The sequence below is a fragment of the Pseudomonas sp. LTR0 genome, from assembly GCF_036630035.1.
Lineage (GTDB): Bacteria > Pseudomonadota > Gammaproteobacteria > Pseudomonadales > Pseudomonadaceae > Aquipseudomonas > Aquipseudomonas putida_Y.
On record NZ_CP123734.1, the window covers coordinates 1,412,809 to 1,432,979 of the forward strand.

Genomic DNA, 20,171 nt, shown 5'->3' on the forward strand with positions numbered 1-20,171 from the left:
GCTTACAGCCTGAGCTTGCCCAGCAGGATATCCCGGAACATCACGAAATCCCCGGCCAGGCTGTACAGCGGATAGGTGAAGGTCGCTGGCCGGTTTTTCTCAAAAAAGAAATGCCCGACCCAGGCAAAGCCATAGCCGAACACCGGCACGGCCAGCAGCAGCAACCATTTGCCACTGCCAATGGTGTAGGCCAGCAGCGCTATCACCAGGCTGGTGCCGACGAAGTGCAGGCGGCGGCAGGTGGGGTTGCTGTGCTCCCCCAGATAGTACGGATAGAACTCGGCAAAACTGCGAAACTGCGCTGTGCTGTTCATGGCAGTGCTCCGGAATTAATACTTCTGGACAAGATACACGGCGTGGAGCCTGATTCGAGTCTAGAGTGACTGACGGGGCCTACCAGTGACAATAGGCGCCAAATGAGTATCCTTGGGGTTCACCGCTGGAGCGGTTGGTAAAAGAAGCCTGTCATGAGCGAAAGAACAACGTCAGCCAGTTGGGCATCAGGGATCGTGAAGGCACTTGAACTGGAAGGGCTGGATTGCAGAGCCATGTTCAAGCAGTTGGGGCTGGACTTTGCCGCCCTCGATGACCCTGATGCACGTTTCCCTCAAGATTCCATGACCCGCCTCTGGCAACTGGCGGTGGAGCTGTCGGGCAATGAGGCCATCGGCCTGAACATGGCACGGGTGGTCCGCCCGGCGTCGTTTCATGTGGTGGGCTATGCGTTGATGTCCAGCCGCACCCTGGCCGAGGGCTTCGAGCGTCTGGTGCGTTACCAGCGCATCATCGCCGAAAGCTCCGATCTCAGTTTCGTCCTCGGCGCCGAGGGCTATTCGCTGATTCTGACCGTGCACGGCGACCACCTGCCGCCGACCCGGCATAGCGCCGAAGCGTCGCTGGCCTGTGCGCTGGCGCTGTGCAAATGGCTCAGTGGCCGGCCGGTCCAGCCGCGGCGGGTACTGGTGCAGGGGCCGCAGCCGAAGAATGTCGAGCCTTACAAGGTGGCGTTCCATTCACCGCTGGTGTTCGGCGCCCCACATGATGCGCTGGTGTTCGAGCGGGCCGACATGGAGGCGCCGCTGCCGACCGCCAACGAGGCCATGGCGGTGCTGCACGACCGGTTTGCCGGGGAGTACCTGGCACGCTTCTCCGAAAGCCGGGTCAGCCACCGCGTGCGCCAGGTGTTGTGCCGCATCCTGCCGCAGGGTGAGCCCAAGCGCGAAACCCTGGCCCAGGCCCTGCATCTGTCGCAGCGCACCTTGCAACGGCGGCTGCAGGAGGAAGGCACCAGCTTCCAGACCTTGCTTGACGACACCCGCCGTGAACTGGCCGAACAATACCTGGCCCAGCCGGGCATGACCTTGCTGGAAACCGCCTATCTGCTGGGCTTTGCCGACCCCAGCAACTTCTATCGTGCGTTCCGCCGCTGGTTCGATGCCACGCCCAGCGAGTACCGCGCCCGTCTGGGCGCGGAGGGCGAAGTGCTCAGTGACGCCAGAACGCCGGCATGCACAACACCAGCACCGTGATGATTTCCAGGCGACCCAGCAGCATGCCGGTCGCCAGAATCCATTTGGCTGCGTCAGGCAGCGTGGCGTAGTTGCCCGACGGGCCGATCACTTCACCCAGGCCCGGGCCTACACCCGAAACCGTGCCAGCCGCACCGGTCAGCGCGGTCATCCAGTCCACGCCCAGCAGCGACAGCAGCAGCGCCATGACACAGATGGTGATGGCGAAGAAGAACGAGAACGTCAGGATCGAACGCACGATGTCTTCGTCGAGGCGATGGCCGTTGTATTTCTGCTTGATCACCGCGCGCGGGTGAATCAGCTGGTTGAGGCTGGCCTTGAGCAGGATGTAGGCCACCTGGAAGCGGAAAATCTTGATACCGCCTGCGGTCGAGCCGGAACAGCCGCCAACGAAGCCCAGGTAGAAGAAAAGCATCAGCGAGAAGTTGCCCCACAGGCTGTAGTCACCCAGAGAGAAGCCGGTGGTGGTGACCACCGAGGTCACGTTCAGCGCTACGTGGCGCAAGGCATCGAGCCAGTGCAGGTCGGTGCTGTACCAATACCAGGTCCCCAACACCAGCCAGGTGGCGACCAGCATGCCCAGCAAGCCTTGCACCTGCTGGTCGCGGATCAGCGCCTTGCGGTTGCCGCGCAGGGTGGCTACGTAAAGGGTGAACGGCAGGCTGCCCATGATCATCACCACCACTGCAACCCAGTGCACGGCCGGGATATCCCATTTCGCCAATGACTGGTCGGAGGTGGAGAAACCGCCGGTAGAGATTGCCGACATGGCGTGGTTTATTGCATCGAACGGGCTCATGCCCGCCCACCAGAAGGCCAGCGCGCCCAGTATCGAGAAGCCGACGTAAACCCCGACGATCGACTTGGCGACCATGTGCGAGCGCGGCATGACCTTTTCCGAGCGGTCGGACGATTCGGTCTGGAACAGGCGCATGCCGCCGATGCGCAGCAGCGGAAGGATCGCCACCGCCATGGCGATGAAGCCGATACCGCCGAGCCAGTGCAGCATCGAGCGCCACATGAGGATGCCCGGCGACATGTTGTCGAGCCCGCTGAGCACGGTGGCGCCGGTCGCGGTGATGCCTGACATGCTTTCGAAGAAGGCGTCGGTGTAGCTGATGTGCTGGGTCAGCAGGAACGGTAGCGCGGCGAACACGCACACCACCAGCCAGCTGCTGACGGTCAGCAGGTACATGTCGCGCGGGCGCAGGTGCACATGCTCGGGGCGCCCCTGCACCACCAGGGCCAGGCCGGCGATGAAGGTGATCAGGCTCGACCAGAGAAACGACGGCATGTCGCCGGTGCGCTCGAAGATCACCAGGGTCGCCATGGGCACGGCCATGCTCACGGCCAGCGTAATCAGGAAGATGCCGATGATGAAACCAATGATCCTTAAGGTCGGCAACGCCATGTGATCTGCTCAGACTCGAAACGGAAGGGCGCCATTCTACCTATGGGTCTGGTGATGTAAACGCTAGAATGGCCGCACATTCAACTGCCAGGAGGGTAGCCGATGGAGGCTCTCGACGCATTGCTCAACCGTGTTTCCGTGCCACGCCTGACCGACCCGGCGCCCAATGCCGCCCAGCGCGAGGCGCTGTTCCAGGCTGCCCTGCGCGCCCCGGACCACGGCCAGCTGCGGCCGTGGCGTTTTCTTACCATCGAAGGCCAGGGTCGCGAGAAGCTGGGCGAGTTGTTCGCCGAAGCCTTGCAGCACAAGGGCGATGCCAGCCAGGCAGCCTTGGACAAGGCCCGTGCCATGCCGCTGCGGGCGCCATTGTTGATCGTGGTGGTGGCCAGGTTGCAGGACCACTTCAAGGTGCCCAAGTCCGAGCAACGCCTGGCGGCGGGCTGTGCGGCGCACGGTATTCTGATTGCTGCGCACGCGCAGGGGATCGGCGCGGTGTGGCGTACCGGTGACATGGCTTTCGACGCCCATGTGCACAAGGGGTTGGGGTTGGCCGAGAACGAGGAGCTGATTGGCTACCTGTATGTCGGCACGCCGCTGACCGAGCCGCGTACGGCGCCGGTGCTGGCAACTGCCGATTTCGTCAGTGGCTGGGGTGAGTAGGGCTGCCTTGGGCTGATTCATGTATCAAGGCTTCTGGCCTCTTCGCAGGTATACCCGCTCCTGCAACAGCATCCACATCCCCTGTAGGAGCGGGTTTACCCGCGAAGAGGCCAGGCGCCGTTACACCCATCAACTGCCTGCCGCTTCAGCCAAGGGCAACTCCAGCCTGGCCACAAACCCACCCTGTGGATGATTCTCCAGCACCAGGCTACCGCCGTGGCGCTCCGCTGCCTTGCGCGCAATCGCCAGCCCCAGGCCATGCCCCGGCGCTGCCTGCCCCGGCGCGCGGAAGAACGGCTCGCCCAGTTGCGTCAGGTGCTCCGCTGCCGCCCCAGGCCCATGGTCACGTACGCTGATCACGATGCGGTCCTGCTCGCGTGCGGCGCTGACCTCGATCGGCTGGCCGACCGGGTTGAAGCGCAGGGCATTGCGCAGCAGGTTGTCCACGGCCCGCTCTATCAGCGTTGGCCAACCCTGCAAGCTCAACCCCGGCTGCGCCTCCAGGCGCACGTCCTGCTCCGGCGCGCTCAGCAGGGCGTCCTTGCGCACGCTGCCGAGCAAGGCATTGATGTCGACCGGTTCGGCATGAGCCTGTTCGGCATCCACTCGGGCCAGGGCGAGGATTTCGCTGATCAGGTCTTCGAGGCGGTCGCACTCGCGGGTCAGGCGTGGCCACAGCGCTTGTCGCTGCTCAGGCTCGGCGCGTTCGGCCAGGGCCAGGGCGATACGCAGCCTGGCCAGCGGCGAGCGCAGTTCGTGGGACACATCGCGTAGCAGTTGGCGCTGGCTGCCAATGGTGCTTTGCAGGCGTGCGCCCATCTTGTTGAAGTCCTTGGCCAGCACGCCAAACTCGTCGCGCCGCGCTGCCAGCCGTGCCAGGCTGTTCTGCTGATAGGTGGTCTGGCCCAGGTCGTGTACGGCGCTGCGCAGGCGGCTTAACGGACGGGTTATGGACAGCGTCACCAGCAGGCTGAACAGGGTCAGCACGACCAAGGCAATGCCCAGTGCGCTGAGAGGCCACAGCAGGCTTTCACGGTGCCAGGCATCCAGCGCCGGGTGGGGAATGCGATAGATCAGCAAGTAGGTTTCGCCGGTGTCGGGGCTGGTGTATTCCTCGGTCAGCCGGCGCCATGGCAAGCGCCGCTGGTCATTGTGCTGGCGCGCTTCGAAGGCTGCCGCACGGCGTGGGAAGGTACCCGGCACCACGGCCTCACCGCTATCGTCGAGCACCTGCACGTCGATCTTGTAGCGGTCCTTGCGTCGTTCCAGAAAGTGCTGGGCCGCCTTCAGGCCTTCCTGCTCATAGTGCTTGGTCCACTTGCTGGCCAGGGTATTCAGGCCCGGGTGGCGGCTGAGGATCCAGGCGTCCTGGTTGAGCATGTGCCCCAGCAGGATCGACAGGCCTGCGACCAGGGTGATGGCCAGCCAGAAACTGGCCAGGATGCGCCAGAACAGAGAACGCAAGTGCACCTCCTAAACGGGAAAAGCCCGGCCCGCAGTGATGCGGACCGGGCAGGGGGCGAACAGCTTACTGGGCCTTGGCGCCTTTTTCAGCTTTCCAGGCCTGGAACTCCTGCCACTCGGCTTTCTTGGCGGCGCGTTCCTTTTGCAGTTCATCGAACTTCTTCTGCTGGTCAGGCTTGAGCAGGTTGCGCACCGCGCTGTCGGTCTTGTCGCGGCTGGCTTTCAGCTCGTCCTTCATGGCCTTCTGGTCGGCGGCCGGCAGCTTGGACAGGTAGCGCTCGGTGATGTCGCGGCGTTGCTGCATCTGCTCGCCCAGCAGCTTGCCAATCTGCTGGCGCTGCTCGCGGCTCAGGTCCAGTTGGTGGAAAGGCGCATCACCGCGATGATGCGGGCCGTCGTGGCGCGGGCCGCCGTCAGGCATGGCCATGGCCACGGTCGGCAGAGCGGCAGCGAACATCAGGGCGATAAGGGTCTTGCGCATGGTGTCTCTCCTTTCATAGGCCGGTGATTACCGGATGAGCACAGTCTAGGGAGATCACCGTCAAGCGCAGTCAGGGGAGGGTAAAGGCAACGTAAAGATGATTGGCCCGAGCAGGTAGGGCCTTGTGCCGCGAATGGAGCGCGCAGCGGCACCGGTGTTTTACAGGCAGTAGTAATAGCCACGGCTACGCAATGCCACGATGCGTGGCCGGCCATCGGCGTGTGGGCCGATCTTCTTGCGCAGGTTGCTGACATGCATGTCCAGGCTGCGGTCGTACAGGGTCAGTTTGCGGCCCAGGCCGATCTGCGCCAGCTCCTGTTTGTCCAGCGGCTCGCCGGGCTGACGCAGCAGCGCCTCAAGAACACGGCTTTCGGACAGGGTCAGGGTCATTTCGCGGCCATCGATGCTGACCACGCCGCGCGCAGGGCTGTAGACGAGGTCACCCAGCTCCATCTGGCTGGTCGTGGCGGTGGGGTGGCTGCGGCGCAGCACCGCGCGCAGGCGGGCAGTGAGCTCACGCGGGTCGCAGGGTTTGGCCAGGTAATCGTCGGCGCCCAGCTCCAGGCCGAGAATGCGGTCCAGCGGCTCGCCGCGGGCTGACAGCATCAGCACTGGCAGCTCGGCATGCTCGCTGCGCAGCTGCTTGAGAAGCTCCAGGCCACTGCCGTCGGGCAACATCACATCCAGTACCACGGCAGCAGGGGCATGCTCAGCCAGGGCCTGGCGTGCGCTCTGGCCATCGTGGCAGGCACGCACGGAAAACCCTTCCTGGGTCAGCCAGCTGCCGAGCAGCTCGCACAGTTCCTGGTCATCATCAATCAGTAACAGCTCGCTCATGACTCACTCAATTCAACCAATGACGGCGGTGATTCGGCCCGCCAGTGGCAAAGATACCGCAGACTGATGACCTGAGTATAACTGCAGGTACCGCGCGGCCCTCTTCGCGTGTTTACCCGCGAAGAGGGCCGTGCCGTCTCAGGTCAGGGCAGTACTTGCTTGAACGGCTTGACCACAACCTTGTCGTATACGCCGGCAGCGATGTACGGGTCGGCATCGGCCCAGGTCTGCGCCGCCGCCAGCGACTCGAACTCGGCAACGATCAGGCTACCGCTGAAACCCGCTTCGCCCGGGTCGTTGCTGTCGATTGCCGGGTGCGGGCCGGCCAGCACCACGCGGCCTTCGGCCTTGAGCTGCTGCAGGCGGTCGATGTGCGCCGGGCGGGCAGCCAGGCGCTTTTCCAGGGAGTTTGCGACGTCGCTGGTGATAATGGCGTAGAGCATGTCAATCCTTGGGTTTGGAGGTAGAAGGGTCATCGTGCAGGTGGCGCGACAGGTACACGCCTTGCGCCACCAGGAAGATCACGGTCATGCCCAGGCTGCCGAACACCTTGAAGTCCACCCAGAAGTCCTGGAAGGTGAAGGCGACGAACAGGTTGGCCGCGCCGCAGAACAGGAAGAAAGCGATCCAGGCCAGGTTCAGGCGCGCCCAGATGGCGTCAGGCAGGGTCAGGGCGTGGCCCATGATGCGCTTGATCAACACCCGGTCGCCGATGAAGTGGCTGCCGGCAAAACCCAGGGCGAACAGCCAGTTCACGACGGGGGCCTTCCACTTGAGGAAGGTTTCGCTGTGGAAGGTCAGGGTCAGGCCACCGAACACCAGGCAGGCGATCAACGTCAGCCACTGGCCTTTTTCCAGCTTGCGCTGGCGCAGGAACAGAGCACCGTACACGACCAGCGAGCTGACGATCAGCATGGCTGTGGCGCTGTAGATGCCGCCAAAATCGAAGTGATGGCCGGCGACTTCCATGGGGCGCGGGTCGAGCTTGTAGACGATGAAGAACAGCAGCAGCGGGATGAAATCGATGAATTGTTTCACAATGGCAGCCAGAATCGGGATGTGACGGCATAATAACAAACATCGATTCCAGCGAAAGCGCTCCTCTATGAATGTTGATCTGCACTGTCACAGCACGGCCTCCGACGGCGCCCTGTCGCCTTCGGTACTGGTTGCCCGGGCTCATGAGCACGGGGTGCAAGCGCTGGCACTGACCGACCATGACACCCTCGAAGGCCTGGCCGAAGCGCGCCAGGCCTGCGCTGACCTGGGGATGCGCTGGGTCAGCGGGGTGGAGCTGTCTTGCACGTGGGGCGGCGCGACCATCCATGTGCTGGGCTATGACTTCCCGCTCGACGCACCGCCGTTGCTGGCGGCGATTCAAGCGTTGCACAACGGCCGCTGGCTGCGCGCCGAAGAAATCGACAAACGGCTGGCGGCCAAGGGCATGCCCGGCACGCTTGAAGGCGCGCGCGCCGTGCAACACGAACTGGGTGACAGCGGCAACGCCCCGGCGCGACCGCATTTTGCCGAGTATCTGGTGCGTGCCGGGCACGTCAAGGACCGTGGCGAAGCGTTTCGCAAGTGGCTGGGCGCCGGCAAGCTGGGCGACGTCAAGCAGCACTGGCCGACGCTCGACGAAACCGTTGCCACGCTGAGGCAGTCCAACGCTTGGGTGAGCCTGGCGCATCCCATGCACTACGACCTGACACGCAGCAAGCGCAGGCGGCTGATTGCCGACTATATTCAGGCAGGAGGGCAGGCGCTTGAAGTGGTCAACGGGATGATGCCTGCCGAGCAAGTGGGCACCATGTCCATCCTTGCCCGTGAGTTCGGCCTGCTGGCAAGCGCTGGCAGTGACTTCCACGGCCCCGGCACCTGGGGCGAGATCGGTGCCTATCGGCCTTTGCCCGAGGATCTGCCACCTTTGTGGCGTCGATTCAGCCATGAACAGCCTTTGGCGCTATGAACAGGAAGACTACGTGAGCCAATTTTTCCAGATTCATCCGGAGAACCCGCAAGCGCGCCTGATAAAACAGGCCGTCGAGATCATCCGCAAGGGTGGCGTGGTGGTGTATCCGACGGATTCGGCCTATGCGCTGGGTTGCCAGATCGGCGACAAGTCGGCAATCGAGCGGGTACGGCGCCTGCGCGGGCTGGACAAGTCGCACAACTTCACCCTGATGTGCTGCGACATGTCGCAACTGGGGTTGTATGCCAAGGTCGACACCGGCACCTTCCGCTTGCTGAAGGCGCATGTGCCGGGGCCTTACACTTTCATCCTCAACGGTACGCGTGAAGTGCCGCGCCTGCTGTTGCACGATAAGCGTCGCACCATCGGGCTGCGTGTGCCGGACCACGCCATCACCCTTGCATTGCTGGCCGAGTTGGGCGAGCCACTGATGAGCGTAAGCCTGATCCTGCCGGGCGACAGCGAGCCGATGACCGACCCTTACGAGATTCGTGAACGGCTGGAGCACCATGTCGACCTGGTGATCGATGGCGGGTTCGGCGACCTCAAGGCGTCGACCATCATCGACCTCTCCGGTGAGGAACCGGAACTGATCCGCGAAGGTTGTGGCGACCCCACGCCATTCCTGGTCAACGCGTGAGCCAGCTGGAAGCGCTTGAGGCGTCGGCCGAACGGGCCGAGGAGCCTCGGCAACTGCAGCTGGCGCTGGTCTATGGCGAAGCCCTGACCGAGCTGCCGCTGGACCTGTACATTCCGCCGGACGCCCTTGAAGTCATCCTCGAAGCTTTCGAAGGCCCGCTGGACTTGCTGCTGTACCTGATCCGCAAACAGAACATCGACATCCTCGACATCCCTGTTGCCGAAATCACCCGGCAGTACATGGGCTATGTAGAACTGATGAAAAGCGTGCGCCTTGAGCTGGCCGCTGAATACCTGGTGATGGCTGCCATGCTGGCCGAGATCAAGTCGCGCATGCTGCTGCCGCGCTCCGCCGACGTCGAGGAGGAGGAGGGTGACCCACGCGCCGAGCTGATCCGCCGCCTGCAGGAGTACGAGCGTTTCAAGGCCGCCGCCGAGGGCATCGACGAATTGCCACGGGTCGGACGCGAGGTGGTGGTACCGCGCCTGGAAGCGCCGCAGGCCAAGGTACGCAAGCTGTTGCCTCAGGTCAGCCTGGAAGAGCTGCTGGTGTCCATGGCCGAGGTGATGCGCCGCAACGACCTGTTCGAAAGCCATCAGATCACCCGTGAGACCTTGTCCACCCGCGAGCGCATGAGCCAGGTGCTGGAGCGCCTCAAGGGCGGTGCCTTTGTGCCGTTCATCGCGCTGTTTGCTGCCGAGGAGGGCAAGCTCGGTGTGGTGGTGACCTTCATGGCCATTCTCGAGCTAGTGAAGGAATCGCTGATCGAACTTGTGCAGAATGAACCTTTCGCCGCCATTCACGTGCGGCTTCGCCCGGCGCCAGTTGAAGAACCCGATGAACCTGAATGAACCCCGCGACCTGGCGTCGCTGATCGAAGCCTTCTTGCTCGCTTCGGGCAAGCCGCAATCCCTGGAGCGCCTGTACGAGCTGTTCGAGGAGGCCGAGCGCCCTGAGCCCAAGGTGTTCAAGCGGGCCCTGGAGGTGCTGGGCAAGTCGTGCGATGGCCGTGCCTTCGAGCTCAAGGAGGTGGCCAGCGGCTATCGCCTGCAGATTCGCGAGGATTATGCCCCTTGGGTCGGGCGCCTGTGGGAAGAGCGCCCGCAGCGCTATTCGCGAGCGCTGCTTGAGACACTAGCCCTGATTGCCTACCGCCAGCCGATCACCCGTGGTGAAATCGAGGATGTGCGGGGCGTTGCGGTGAACAGCAATATCATCAAGACCATGATGGAGCGCGAGTGGATTCGCGTGGTCGGCTACCGCGAAGTGCCCGGGCGGCCGGCGATGTTCGCCACCACCAAGGCGTTTCTCGATCATTTCAACCTCAAGAGCCTTGAGGACCTGCCGGCCTTGGCCGAGCTGCGCGAAATGGAACCAGAGCCGCAACTCGACCCGGATGATGCGCCGGTGCCTGCGCACCTTCAGGCGTTGGCGGATGCCAGCCTTGGGGAGGAGGAGGTTGGTGAGCCGAGAGAGGAGACCAGCTTCCGTAGCCTGTTGGTGGAGCTGGATGCCATGGAAGACGGCTTGAAAACCGATTTTGATGATTTGCGGGGAGAAGAGCCTGAGCCTCCGGTGGAGGAGGAGATCAAGGCGCAGCCCTGATTGATCTGTTGCCTGTGCTGGCCTCTTCGCGGGCACGCCCGCTCCCACAGGGGTATCACAGGTCCCGAAGGTTGCGCGTACCTGCAGGGGCGGGCGTGCCAGCGAGGTGGCCAGCACAAAGCCCATTGGGCAGAAAATCATGCCCAGCCCCACAAAACCCTCTACCCTCCAGTGCGTTCCCCTGATGAACCGCGTATGATGCGCGGCCTTTTGGCGCGTTCGTCGCCAGAACCCTGTTTTCATTCCTACACCGGGAGGTGCCCAGATGAGTGAGCAAGACCTGAAAGAAACCGAAATCACCCCGCCATCCGGCGAAAAGCTGCAGAAAGTGCTGGCGCGCATTGGCGTGGGCTCGCGGCGTGATGTCGAGGCCTGGATCAGCCAGGGTCGCATCAAGGTCAACGGCGTCGAGGCTACCCTTGGCCAGCGCGTCGACCTGCACGACGCCATCGCCGTGGACGGCAAGCTGATCAAGCGCGAGGAGGCCGCCGAGGCCACCCGCCGGGTGATCATGTACAACAAACCCGACGGCGAAATCTGCACCCGTGACGACCCGGAAGGGCGCCCGACCGTGTTCGACCGTTTGCCACGGCCAAAAGAAGGCCGCTGGATCAACATCGGCCGCCTCGACATCAACACCACTGGCTTGCTGTTGTTCACCACTGACGGTGAGTTGGCCAACCGCCTGATGCACCCGTCCTACGAGATGGACCGTGAGTACGCGGTACGTGTGCGTGGTGAGGTCGATGACGAGATGATCGAGCGCCTGAAAGCCGGCGTAATGCTGGAAGACGGCCCGGCCAAGTTCACCGATATCCAGAAGGCACCGGGTGGCGAAGGCTTCAACCACTGGTACCACTGCGTGGTGATGGAAGGTCGTAACCGTGAGGTGCGCCGCCTGTGGGAATCCCAGGGCATGGTGGTCAGCCGCCTGAAGCGTGTGCGTTTCGGCCCGGTGTTCCTCAATTCCGACCTGCCGATGGGCCGCTGGCGCGAAATGACCCAGGGCGAAATCGACATCCTCGCCGCCGAAGTAGGCCTGCAGCCGGTTGCGCTGCCAGCCATGAAGCTCAAGGCCAAGGACAAGATGGAGCGCCTGCAGCGCAAGTCGACCCGCCCGCTGGGCCGTGGTGAGCGCGTGCGCAACCTGCGCCCGGCCCACGAAGGTGCCGCGACTGGCGAACGTCCGGCGCGTCAGCCGCGTGAAGAAGCCCCGCGTAAACCCACCCGTGGCAGCACGGTGGCTGAGCGCCCAAGCGAGATGCGCAAGCGTGCGGGCAAGCCTGAGGGTGACAAGCCGGCAGGCCGTGGTCGCGGCAAGCCGCGTGGCTGATAAGCCAGCGTGGTGATCAAGGAACCAGCCTTCGGGCTGGTTTTTTTATGCCTGCGGGAATGTGGCCAAACGGCCCAAGATATTGAACAAAAAGAATTTTCGGACGACTGGCAAGTTCTTGATCCGCCCTGTAAAGAAATCTGTACGAGCCTGGCCGTTTTCAGTCCATGTTTCAGATCAAGCCCGTTCGTGTAAACAAACCTTGCCGGCGCCTCTGTGCCAAAGCCGCCGTCATGGCGCCAGCCACCCTTGCCCAAACCCCCGTCCCCACGGTGTTATAGCCGCCATTGCCTTGTGCACGAGCCCGCCCACAGAGCCGGGCTGACAAAACAACAAATGGAGGCGCCATGTACGCCGATCACTCCGCCTTTGAAGGCCTGTACCACAGGAACGCTGCGTTTTTCCCCGAGGAAACGATGCAACGCGTTGACGCCTGCGCGTTTGCAGGGGTATACAGTGCGCCGCGTTTTACCTGTGACTCTCTTGCGTACCGCGCACTCTTGATCACGCCTGGTTGACCCGCTCCGGCGGCACCTGAGGTCAAGAAACCCAAGGTAACCACCTTGCCCATTCCGCTGCGCCACGAGCGCGGTGGGTCCGATTCCGTCACAGATAAAAACAATGCAGGTGACTTCGTTCATGAGTGGACAAAACATGCATTCAGGCGAGCTAAAGCGGGGCCTGAAGAACCGCCATATCCAGTTGATCGCCCTCGGCGGTGCGATTGGTACCGGCCTGTTCCTCGGCTCGGCAGGCGTGATGAAATCCGCCGGCCCGTCGATGATCCTTGGCTACGCCATCTGCGGCTTCATCGCCTTCATGATCATGCGCCAGCTGGGTGAAATGATCGTCGAAGAGCCGGTGGCCGGCTCGTTCAGCCATTTCGCCCACACCTACTGGGGTGGTTTCGCCGGCTTCCTGTCGGGCTGGAACTGCTGGGTGCTGTATATCCTGGTGGGTATGTCGGAGCTTTCGGCGGTCGGCAAGTATGTCCACTACTGGTGGCCGGAGATCCCCACCTGGGTCACGGCGGCAGCCTTCTTCGTGCTGATCAACGCCATCAACCTGATGAACGTGAAGTTCTTCGGTGAAGCCGAATTCTGGTTCGCCATCATCAAGGTGGTCGCCATCGTCAGCATGATCGGCCTGGGTGCCTACCTGCTGACCAGTGGCAGCGGCGGCCCTGAAGCCACCGTGGCCAACCTGTGGTCACACGGCGGCTTCTTCCCCAATGGTGTCAGCGGGCTGGTAATGGCCTTGGCTTTCATCATGTTTTCCTTTGGTGGCCTGGAAATGCTCGGCTTCACCGCCGCCGAGGCCGACAAGCCAAAGACCGTGATCCCCAAAGCGATCAACCAGGTCATCTACCGCATCCTGATCTTCTATGTCGGTGCCCTGGTGGTACTGCTGTCGCTGACCCCGTGGGACACCCTGGTCGCCAGCATCGACGCCTCGGGTGGCAGCTATGGCAGCAGCCCGTTCGTGCAAGTGTTCTCGCTGCTGGGCAGTGACGTGGCTGCCAACCTGCTGAACTTCGTGGTGCTGACTGCTGCGCTGTCGGTGTACAACAGCGGCACCTACTGCAACGCCCGCATGCTGCTGGGTATGGCCGAGCAGGGCGATGCCCCGGCGGCGCTGGCCAAGGTCGACAAGCGTGGTGTGCCAGTGCGTTCGATCCTGGTGTCGGCAGCCGTGACCCTCGTTGCCGTGCTGCTGAACTACCTGATGCCGCAAAACGCGCTGGAACTGCTGATGTCGCTGGTCGTGGCCACCCTGGTCATCAACTGGGCGATGATCAGCTACTCGCACCTGAAGTTCCGTCAGCACCTTGACCGTACCGGCCAGAAGCCCCTGTTCAAGGCGCTGTGGTACCCGTACGGCAACTATGTGGTGCTGGCCTTCGTGGTGCTGATTCTCGGCATCATGCTGATGATCCCGGGCATCCAGGTGTCGGTGTATGCGATCCCGGTGTGGCTGCTTGCGATGTTCGTGGTGTACATGGTCAAGTCGCGTCGCCGGGTTGATGCGGGCGGTGCTGTTGAGACTGTGGCCAAGTAAGGCGCCATAGGCGGTATGTGAAAACCCGGAGTCAGGTGACTGGCTTCGGGTTTTTTGTTATCTGTGTGGGCCCTTTTGCGGGTGAACCCGCTCCTACAGGTACAGCGTTGCCCTCAAGTCAGGTGATCCCGCCAAAAATCAGATCTGCTCCAGCAACCAGCCTCTGAATGCCCGCAACGACGGCAGCGCCTCATTCCTCGGCGGGTAGATCAGGTAGTAACTGCGCTGGCTGGCAAACGCCACGCCCGGGCTGTACAGCTCTCCCTTGGCCAGTTCCTCCTCCACCAATATGCGCGGCACCAGCCCGATCCCGATCCCGGCACGTACCGCCTGGATCAGGTGCGAGGTCAGCTCGAAGCTAGGCCCCAGCCGCATCGCACGATGCGGCAAGCCATGATGGGAAAACCACTCGCCCCACGCATGCGGGTTGTTGGCCACATTCAGCAGCACCTCTTCGCTGATCCTGGCCGGGCTCCAGCCCTGGCTGTCGGCGCCGGCCTCTGGCGGCAAGATCACTACCAGTTCTTCGGCATGCAGGCGATGGCAGACAAGCCCCGGCAGGTCGTGGCTGGCCACACCGATGGCGGCATCGATTTCGCTGGTGTCGAAGTTGATGGTTTCAATGCGTGAATGAATGTGCACCAGCATGCCCGGGTGAGCGCTGTAGAACGCATGCAGCCTCGGCAACAGCCATTTCGAGCCGAATGTTGGCAGGGTAGCCAGGCGCAAGGTGCCCACCCCCGATTGATAGGCCAGTGCCTGCAAGGTAGCGCTGCGGATGCGCCCCAGTGCCTCGCTGAGCTCGCGCTGGTACAGGCGGCCGACATCGGTCAGTTGCACCTGGCGCCCCTCGCGACGGAACAGTGTCAGGCCCAACTGCTGCTCCAGGGCCTGTACCTGGCGGCTGACCGCGCTTTGGGTCAGCGACAGTTCGGCGGCGGCGCGGGTGTAGCTTTCATGCCGGGCGGCGGCCTCGAAAGCCAGCAGCAGTGACATGGATGGGGTCAGGTGGCGGTAATTCATTCATAAAAGTCATTGATAGCGGCAGGATTATCCGTTTGCCCCTGACGCGAAACTACAGGAACATTGGCCTATACGTCATCCCTGCATGCTTGAACCCATGCTGGAGCGACAGGTATCCCGTGATCTAGCCAATATCAAGAGGCCATCCTTCGATGATCGCCCAGCTGTCCACCGTTGCACCGAGCGCCAATTACCCCGAATTCCTCGAAGCCCTGCGCAACAGCGGCTTCCGTGGTCAGATCAGTGCCGACTACGCAACCCGCACGGTACTGGCCACCGACAACTCGATCTACCAGCGTTTGCCGCAGGCGGCGGTATTCCCGCTGGATGCCGACGATGTGGCACGGGTCGCCACGCTGATGGGCGAGCCGCGCTTCCAGCAGGTCAAGCTGACCCCGCGCGGTGGTGGCACCGGCACCAACGGCCAGTCGCTGACCGACGGTATCGTCGTCGACCTGTCGCGGCACATGAACAACATTCTCGAAATCAACGTGCAAGAGCGCTGGGTGCGGGTACAGGCCGGTACGGTCAAGGACCAGCTCAATGCTGCGCTCAAGCCGCACGGGCTGTTCTTCGCCCCTGAGCTGTCCACCTCCAACCGCGCCACGGTCGGCGGCATGATCAACACGGATGCCAGTGGCCAGGGCAGCTGCACCTACGGCAAAACCCGCGACCACGTGCTGGAGCTGCACAGCGTGCTGCTCGGTGGCGAACGCCTGCACAGCCTGCCGATCGACGATGCCGCGCTGGAGCAGGCCTGCGCCGCGCCGGGCCGGGTCGGTGAGGTGTACCGCATGGCCCGGGAAATTCAGGAAACCCAGGCCGAACTGATTGAAACCACCTTCCCCAAGCTCAACCGTTGCCTGACCGGCTACGACCTGGCGCACCTGCGCGACGAGCAGGGCCGCTTCAACCTCAACAGCGTGCTGTGCGGCGCCGAGGGCTCGCTGGGCTACGTGGTCGAAGCCAAGCTCAACGTGCTGCCGATTCCCAAGTATGCGGTGCTGGTCAACGTACGCTACACCAGCTTCATGGATGCGCTGCGCGATGCCAATGCGCTGATGGCGCACAAGCCGCTGTCGATCGAGACGGTCGACTCCAAGGTGCTGATGCTGGCGATGAAAGACATCGTCTGGCACAGCGTTGCCGAGTACTTCCCGGCGGACCCCGAGCGCCCCACGCTGGGCATCAACCTGGTGGAGTTCTGCGGCGACGAACCGGCCGAGGTCAACGCCAAGGTGCAGGCGTTCATCCAGCACCTGCAAAGCGACACCAGCGTCGAGCGCCTGGGCCACACCTTGGCCGAAGGCGCCGAGGCAGTCACCCGTGTCTATACCATGCGCAAGCGCTCGGTGGGCCTGCTGGGTAACGTCGAAGGCGAAGTGCGCCCGCAGCCGTTCGTGGAAGACACCGCGGTACCGCCAGAGCAATTGGCCGACTACATCGCCGATTTCCGCGCACTGCTCGATGGCTACGGCCTGGCCTATGGCATGTTTGGCCACGTCGATGCCGGCGTGCTGCATGTGCGCCCGGCACTGGACATGAAGGACCCGGCGCAGGCTGCGCTGGTCAAGCCGATTTCCGACGCCGTTGCCGCGCTGACCAAGCGTTATGGCGGCCTGTTGTGGGGTGAGCACGGCAAAGGCCTGCGCTCGGAATACGTGCCCGAGTACTTCGGCGAGCTGTATCCGGCCTTGCAGCGCCTGAAGGGCGCCTTTGACCCGCACAACCAGCTCAACCCGGGCAAGATCTGCACACCGCCGGGCAGCGCCGAGGGCCTGACCCCGGTCGATGGTGTGACCCTGCGCGGCGACCTTGACCGTACCATTGACGAGCGCGTTTGGCAGGACTTCCCCAGCGCCGTGCACTGCAACGGCAATGGCGCCTGTTACAACTATGACCCCAACGACGCCATGTGCCCGTCGTGGAAGGCTACCCGCGAACGCCAGCATTCGCCCAAGGGCCGCGCCTCGCTAATGCGCGAGTGGCTGCGCCTGCAGGGCGAGGCGAACATTGATGTGCTGGCTGCGGCGCGCAACAAGGTGTCGTGGCTCAAGGGCCTGCCGGCGCGTCTGCGCAACAACCGCGCGCGCAACCAGGGCCAGGAAGACTTCTCCCATGAAGTGTACGACGCCATGGCCGGCTGCCTGGCGTGCAAGTCGTGCGCCGGGCAGTGCCCGATCAAGGTCAATGTGCCGGACTTCCGCTCGCGCTTCCTCGAGCTGTACCACGGCCGCTACCAGCGCCCGCTGCGTGACTACCTGATCGGCTCGCTCGAGTTCACCATCCCCTACCTGGCGCACGCACCGGGGCTGTACAACGCGGTGATGGGCTCGAAGTGGGTGAGCCAACTGCTGGCCGACAAGGTGGGCATGGTCGACAGCCCGCTGATCAGCCGCTTCAACTTCCAGGCTACCCTGACCCGTTGCCGCGTTGGCATGGCCACGGTGCCGGCCCTGCGCGAGCTGACCCCGGCCCAGCGCGAGCGCAGCATCGTGCTGGTGCAGGACGCCTTCACCCGCTACTTCGAAACGCCGCTGCTGTCGGCCTTCATAGACCTTGCCCACCGGCTGGGCCACCGGGTATTCCTGGCACCGTACAGCGCCAACGGCAAGCCGTTGCACGTACAGGGTTTCCTTGGCGCATTTGCCAAGGCAGCGATCCGCAACGCCACGCAGCTCAAGGCCCTGGCCGATTGCGGCGTGCCGCTGGTGGGGCTGGACCCAGCGATGACGCTGGTGTATCGCCAGGAGTACCGGAAGGTGCCAGGCCTGGAGGGTTGCCCGCAGGTGCTGCTGCCGCAGGAATGGCTGATGGATGTGCTGCCCGAGCAGGCGCCGACCGCACCGGGCAGTTTCCGCCTGATGGCGCACTGCACCGAGAAGACCAACGTGCCGGCCAGCACCCGGCAGTGGGAGCAGGTGTTCGCCCGTCTGGGGCTGAAGCTGGTGACCGAGGCCACGGGTTGCTGCGGTATGTCCGGTACCTACGGGCACGAAGCCCGCAACCAGGAAACCTCTCGGGTCATATTCGAGCAGAGCTGGGCGACCAAACTGGACAAGGAAGGGGAGCCGCTGGCGACCGGTTACTCGTGCCGTAGCCAGGTCAAGCGCATGACCGAGCGGAAGATGCGTCACCCGCTTGAGGTGGTGTTGCAGTACGCTCAGCGCTAAGTTTCAGGGCCTTGGGGGCTGCTTTGCAGCCCTTCGCGGTACGGGGATCGTGCAAACCAGGCGGGCGGGGTTGCCCGCGAAGAGGCGGTCAGCGGCTTTCAGGCTTCTGTTGTACGGTCCCTGTCACGGCGCGCCTGGCGGTACAGATAGAGGCTCAACACCAACCCGCACGCTGCCGCAGCCGCCGCGAACAGAAACATCGAAGCAAAGCCGAACCCCGCCGCCACCGCACCGACCAATGGCCCGGTCACCCCCAGTGACAAGTCGATGAACAGCGAATAAGCCCCCACCGCCGCCCCGCGGTTAGCTGCCGACACTTGGTTCACTGCCTCCACACCCAACGCCGGAAACACCAGCGAGAAACCAAACCCGCTCAGTGCAGCCCCCGCCAAGGCCAGTTCGGCGTTGGGTGCCAGCCACAGCATCAACAGCCCGAGCATTTCCACCGACAGGCAGGCGATTGCCACCCTGAAGCCACCGATGCGATTGATCAGGTTGCCAAAGAGCAGTCGTGCGCTGATGAAACTGGCGCCGAACAGGCTCAGGGTCAGTGCCGCATTGGCCCAGCCACGGCTTGCGTAGTACAGGGTGATGAAGGTGGCGATGGTGCCAAAGCCAATCGAACCCAGGGCAAGCCCCGAGCCATGCGGAAATACCTTGCCCAGCACCCGCAGGAACGGCAGGCGTATACCGCTGACGATGGGGGCGGCTTGCTTGGGCCAGGCCAGCAGCAAACCGAGTACGCACAGCAGGATGATGCTCACACCCATGCTCCACAGCCCGAGGCCTTTGACCATCAGCACACCCAGTGGGGCGCCGATGGCCAGCGCACCATAGCTGGCGATGCCGTTCCAGGAGATGACCTTGGCCGTGTTTGCGGCACCCACCCGGCCAATGCCCCAGCCGATCGCGCCCGAGCCTACCAGGCTTTCGGCGCTGCCCAGCACCAGGCGGCCGACCAGCAGGCAAGCCAGGCTCAGCCAGGGCAGGTGAGTGAGGAAGGCGCAGGCCAGCATGAATACCCCGCTTAGCCCGCAACCGGCCAGGCCATACATGACCGCCTTCTTGCTGCCGTGGTTATCGATGATGCGGCTGGCGCCGGGGCGGCTGAGCAACGTCGCGAGGTACTGCACGCTGATCACCAGGCCGGCGACCACGGCACTGAAACCCAGGTCGTTGTGCACATAGCCGGGCAACACGGCCAGAGGGATGCCGATGTTCAGGTAGCCGATGAAGGTGAACAGGACGATGGAGACGACTTGCCCAGTGACGGCAAGGGACGTGGGACTGCGTGCTGGCATTGGGGATCCGTTGCTGCGGTAAGAATGGCGGTGTGTGCCGCCATCTTAACCACAGCAAGGGTGTTTGCGGGCGCAGCTGTCAGCCTGTAGTCAGTTGGTGTAATCGAGCATCCAGGTCACACTGAACTCGGCTTGCGAGTAATCCAGCCGCAAGCGCGGCAGGACGAAGCCGGCCCATCGGGTGAACATGGACGAATGCAGCAGGGCGTCGAGCGCTTGAGCGGCTGGCGCATTTCTGCCTCTTTGCGGTAGGAGGCGCGAGTCTGTGTGGGGTAGGGGCGGGGCGGGTGGTAGTGGGTTGTTACGACGTTGATTTTAGACGGTGTGAAAACGTGATGACGGGGGTAGCCCGCAGGTCAGCCGTTTTCACACAGCCGGGGATGCGCAGTTATTCCTGGTCAGCGCTGGATTGATCGTCACCATCCTGCTCAGCGGCAGGTGCCGGTTCGGCGTGAACGGTCACGGATGGCTCTTCTGGGTTCAGGCTTGGGAAGGGAAGATTCGGGATTTCATGCATCTCGTCGTTCCTCGCAAGTGTGAGTGAAAAGTCTGCGCCAGGCGCGTTTGGAGCTTCAAAAAGCTGGGGCAGGATACACAAGTCTGGATGACAGTTTGGTTTTTTTCCTGGTCGCTTGTCGGTTTTGCGGGCGAACAACGCACAAATGCCCCATGAAAAAAGGGGCCTCT

Annotated in this window: 19 protein-coding genes; 9 read left to right on the forward strand and 10 right to left on the reverse strand. The window is 63.2% G+C overall.

What is annotated here, in order from left to right; all coding sequences use genetic code 11:
- Positions 1 to 2: 2 nt before the first annotated feature.
- Positions 3 to 314 carry a DUF962 domain-containing protein gene (locus tag QCL51_RS06580; RefSeq protein WP_003254563.1) on the reverse strand — a complete coding sequence of 104 codons (312 nt, stop codon included), beginning with the start codon at positions 312 to 314 and terminating at the stop codon, positions 3 to 5.
- A 153-nt stretch (positions 315 to 467) separates the two neighbouring features.
- Between QCL51_RS06580 and QCL51_RS06585 the strand changes: the two genes are divergently transcribed.
- A complete protein-coding gene (locus tag QCL51_RS06585) occupies positions 468 to 1,529 on the forward strand; it encodes an AraC family transcriptional regulator (protein ID WP_028697761.1) in 1,062 nt (353 codons plus the stop codon).
- Here QCL51_RS06585 and QCL51_RS06590 read toward each other — a convergent pair.
- The gene (locus QCL51_RS06590) at positions 1,486 to 2,940 is read right to left on the reverse strand and encodes a TrkH family potassium uptake protein (protein ID WP_021783436.1); all 1,455 of its coding nucleotides are present in this window, start codon (positions 2,938 to 2,940) and stop codon (positions 1,486 to 1,488) included. The two genes, QCL51_RS06585 and QCL51_RS06590, sit on opposite strands and share 44 nt — an antisense overlap.
- A gap of 102 nt (positions 2,941 to 3,042) precedes the next feature.
- Between QCL51_RS06590 and QCL51_RS06595 the strand changes: the two genes are divergently transcribed.
- Positions 3,043 to 3,600 (forward strand): nitroreductase family protein, encoded by a 558-nt coding sequence (locus QCL51_RS06595; RefSeq protein WP_021783437.1) that lies wholly within the window; start codon positions 3,043 to 3,045, stop codon positions 3,598 to 3,600.
- A 129-nt stretch (positions 3,601 to 3,729) separates the two neighbouring features.
- On the opposite strand, the gene QCL51_RS06600 is transcribed toward QCL51_RS06595, so the two are convergent.
- The 5 genes from QCL51_RS06600 to QCL51_RS06620 all read right to left on the reverse strand — a co-directional run bounded on the left by QCL51_RS06600 (position 3,730) and on the right by QCL51_RS06620 (position 7,420).
- Positions 3,730 to 5,070 (reverse strand): HAMP domain-containing sensor histidine kinase, encoded by a 1,341-nt coding sequence (locus QCL51_RS06600; RefSeq protein ID WP_319298160.1) that lies wholly within the window; start codon positions 5,068 to 5,070, stop codon positions 3,730 to 3,732.
- 58 nt (positions 5,071 to 5,128) lie between these two features.
- On the reverse strand, positions 5,129 to 5,545 hold the full coding sequence (locus QCL51_RS06605) for an LTXXQ domain protein (RefSeq protein ID WP_319298161.1): 417 nt from the start codon (positions 5,543 to 5,545) through the stop codon (positions 5,129 to 5,131).
- A 159-nt stretch (positions 5,546 to 5,704) separates the two neighbouring features.
- Positions 5,705 to 6,382, reverse strand: coding sequence for a response regulator transcription factor (locus QCL51_RS06610; RefSeq protein WP_021783440.1), 678 nt, complete (start codon positions 6,380 to 6,382; stop codon positions 5,705 to 5,707).
- A gap of 143 nt (positions 6,383 to 6,525) precedes the next feature.
- Positions 6,526 to 6,825 carry a YciI family protein gene (locus tag QCL51_RS06615; protein WP_338444647.1) on the reverse strand — a complete coding sequence of 100 codons (300 nt, stop codon included), beginning with the start codon at positions 6,823 to 6,825 and terminating at the stop codon, positions 6,526 to 6,528.
- 1 nt (position 6,826) lies between these two features.
- The gene (locus tag QCL51_RS06620; RefSeq protein ID WP_021783442.1) at positions 6,827 to 7,420 is read right to left on the reverse strand and encodes a septation protein A; all 594 of its coding nucleotides are present in this window, start codon (positions 7,418 to 7,420) and stop codon (positions 6,827 to 6,829) included.
- Between the two features lie 67 nt (positions 7,421 to 7,487).
- Here QCL51_RS06620 and QCL51_RS06625 point away from each other — a divergent pair, with 67 nt between their 5' ends.
- The 6 genes from QCL51_RS06625 to QCL51_RS06650 all read left to right on the forward strand — a co-directional run bounded on the left by QCL51_RS06625 (position 7,488) and on the right by QCL51_RS06650 (position 13,987).
- Positions 7,488 to 8,348 (forward strand): PHP domain-containing protein, encoded by an 861-nt coding sequence (locus QCL51_RS06625; protein WP_021783443.1) that lies wholly within the window; start codon positions 7,488 to 7,490, stop codon positions 8,346 to 8,348.
- 13 nt (positions 8,349 to 8,361) lie between these two features.
- Positions 8,362 to 8,991: an L-threonylcarbamoyladenylate synthase gene (locus tag QCL51_RS06630; protein WP_033730170.1), complete on the forward strand. Its 630-nt coding sequence runs from the start codon at positions 8,362 to 8,364 to the stop codon at positions 8,989 to 8,991.
- A gap of 110 nt (positions 8,992 to 9,101) precedes the next feature.
- Positions 9,102 to 9,842: a ScpA family protein gene (locus QCL51_RS06635; RefSeq protein ID WP_162149596.1), complete on the forward strand. Its 741-nt coding sequence runs from the start codon at positions 9,102 to 9,104 to the stop codon at positions 9,840 to 9,842.
- Positions 9,829 to 10,596, forward strand: a complete 768-nt coding sequence (gene scpB, locus QCL51_RS06640; RefSeq protein WP_021783446.1) for an SMC-Scp complex subunit ScpB — start codon at positions 9,829 to 9,831, stop codon at positions 10,594 to 10,596. Before QCL51_RS06635 ends, scpB begins: the two co-directional genes overlap by 14 nt.
- A gap of 265 nt (positions 10,597 to 10,861) precedes the next feature.
- Entirely contained in the window at positions 10,862 to 11,929 is a 1,068-nt protein-coding gene (gene rluB / locus QCL51_RS06645) for a 23S rRNA pseudouridine(2605) synthase RluB (RefSeq protein ID WP_103469921.1), read from the forward strand.
- A 639-nt stretch (positions 11,930 to 12,568) separates the two neighbouring features.
- A complete protein-coding gene (locus QCL51_RS06650) occupies positions 12,569 to 13,987 on the forward strand; it encodes an amino acid permease (RefSeq protein ID WP_162149594.1) in 1,419 nt (472 codons plus the stop codon).
- A gap of 138 nt (positions 13,988 to 14,125) precedes the next feature.
- On the opposite strand, the gene QCL51_RS06655 is transcribed toward QCL51_RS06650, so the two are convergent.
- Positions 14,126 to 15,010: a LysR substrate-binding domain-containing protein gene (locus QCL51_RS06655; RefSeq protein WP_021783450.1), complete on the reverse strand. Its 885-nt coding sequence runs from the start codon at positions 15,008 to 15,010 to the stop codon at positions 14,126 to 14,128.
- 152 nt (positions 15,011 to 15,162) lie between these two features.
- Here QCL51_RS06655 and QCL51_RS06660 point away from each other — a divergent pair, with 152 nt between their 5' ends.
- The gene (locus QCL51_RS06660; protein WP_084851175.1) at positions 15,163 to 18,183 is read left to right on the forward strand and encodes an FAD-binding and (Fe-S)-binding domain-containing protein; all 3,021 of its coding nucleotides are present in this window, start codon (positions 15,163 to 15,165) and stop codon (positions 18,181 to 18,183) included.
- Between the two features lie 98 nt (positions 18,184 to 18,281).
- Here QCL51_RS06660 and QCL51_RS06665 read toward each other — a convergent pair whose 3' ends face one another.
- Positions 18,282 to 19,484 carry an MFS transporter gene (locus QCL51_RS06665; RefSeq protein WP_338444648.1) on the reverse strand — a complete coding sequence of 401 codons (1,203 nt, stop codon included), beginning with the start codon at positions 19,482 to 19,484 and terminating at the stop codon, positions 18,282 to 18,284.
- A 388-nt stretch (positions 19,485 to 19,872) separates the two neighbouring features.
- On the reverse strand, positions 19,873 to 20,001 hold the full coding sequence (locus QCL51_RS06670; protein WP_021783454.1) for a hypothetical protein: 129 nt from the start codon (positions 19,999 to 20,001) through the stop codon (positions 19,873 to 19,875).
- Positions 20,002 to 20,171: the final 170 nt, after the last annotated feature.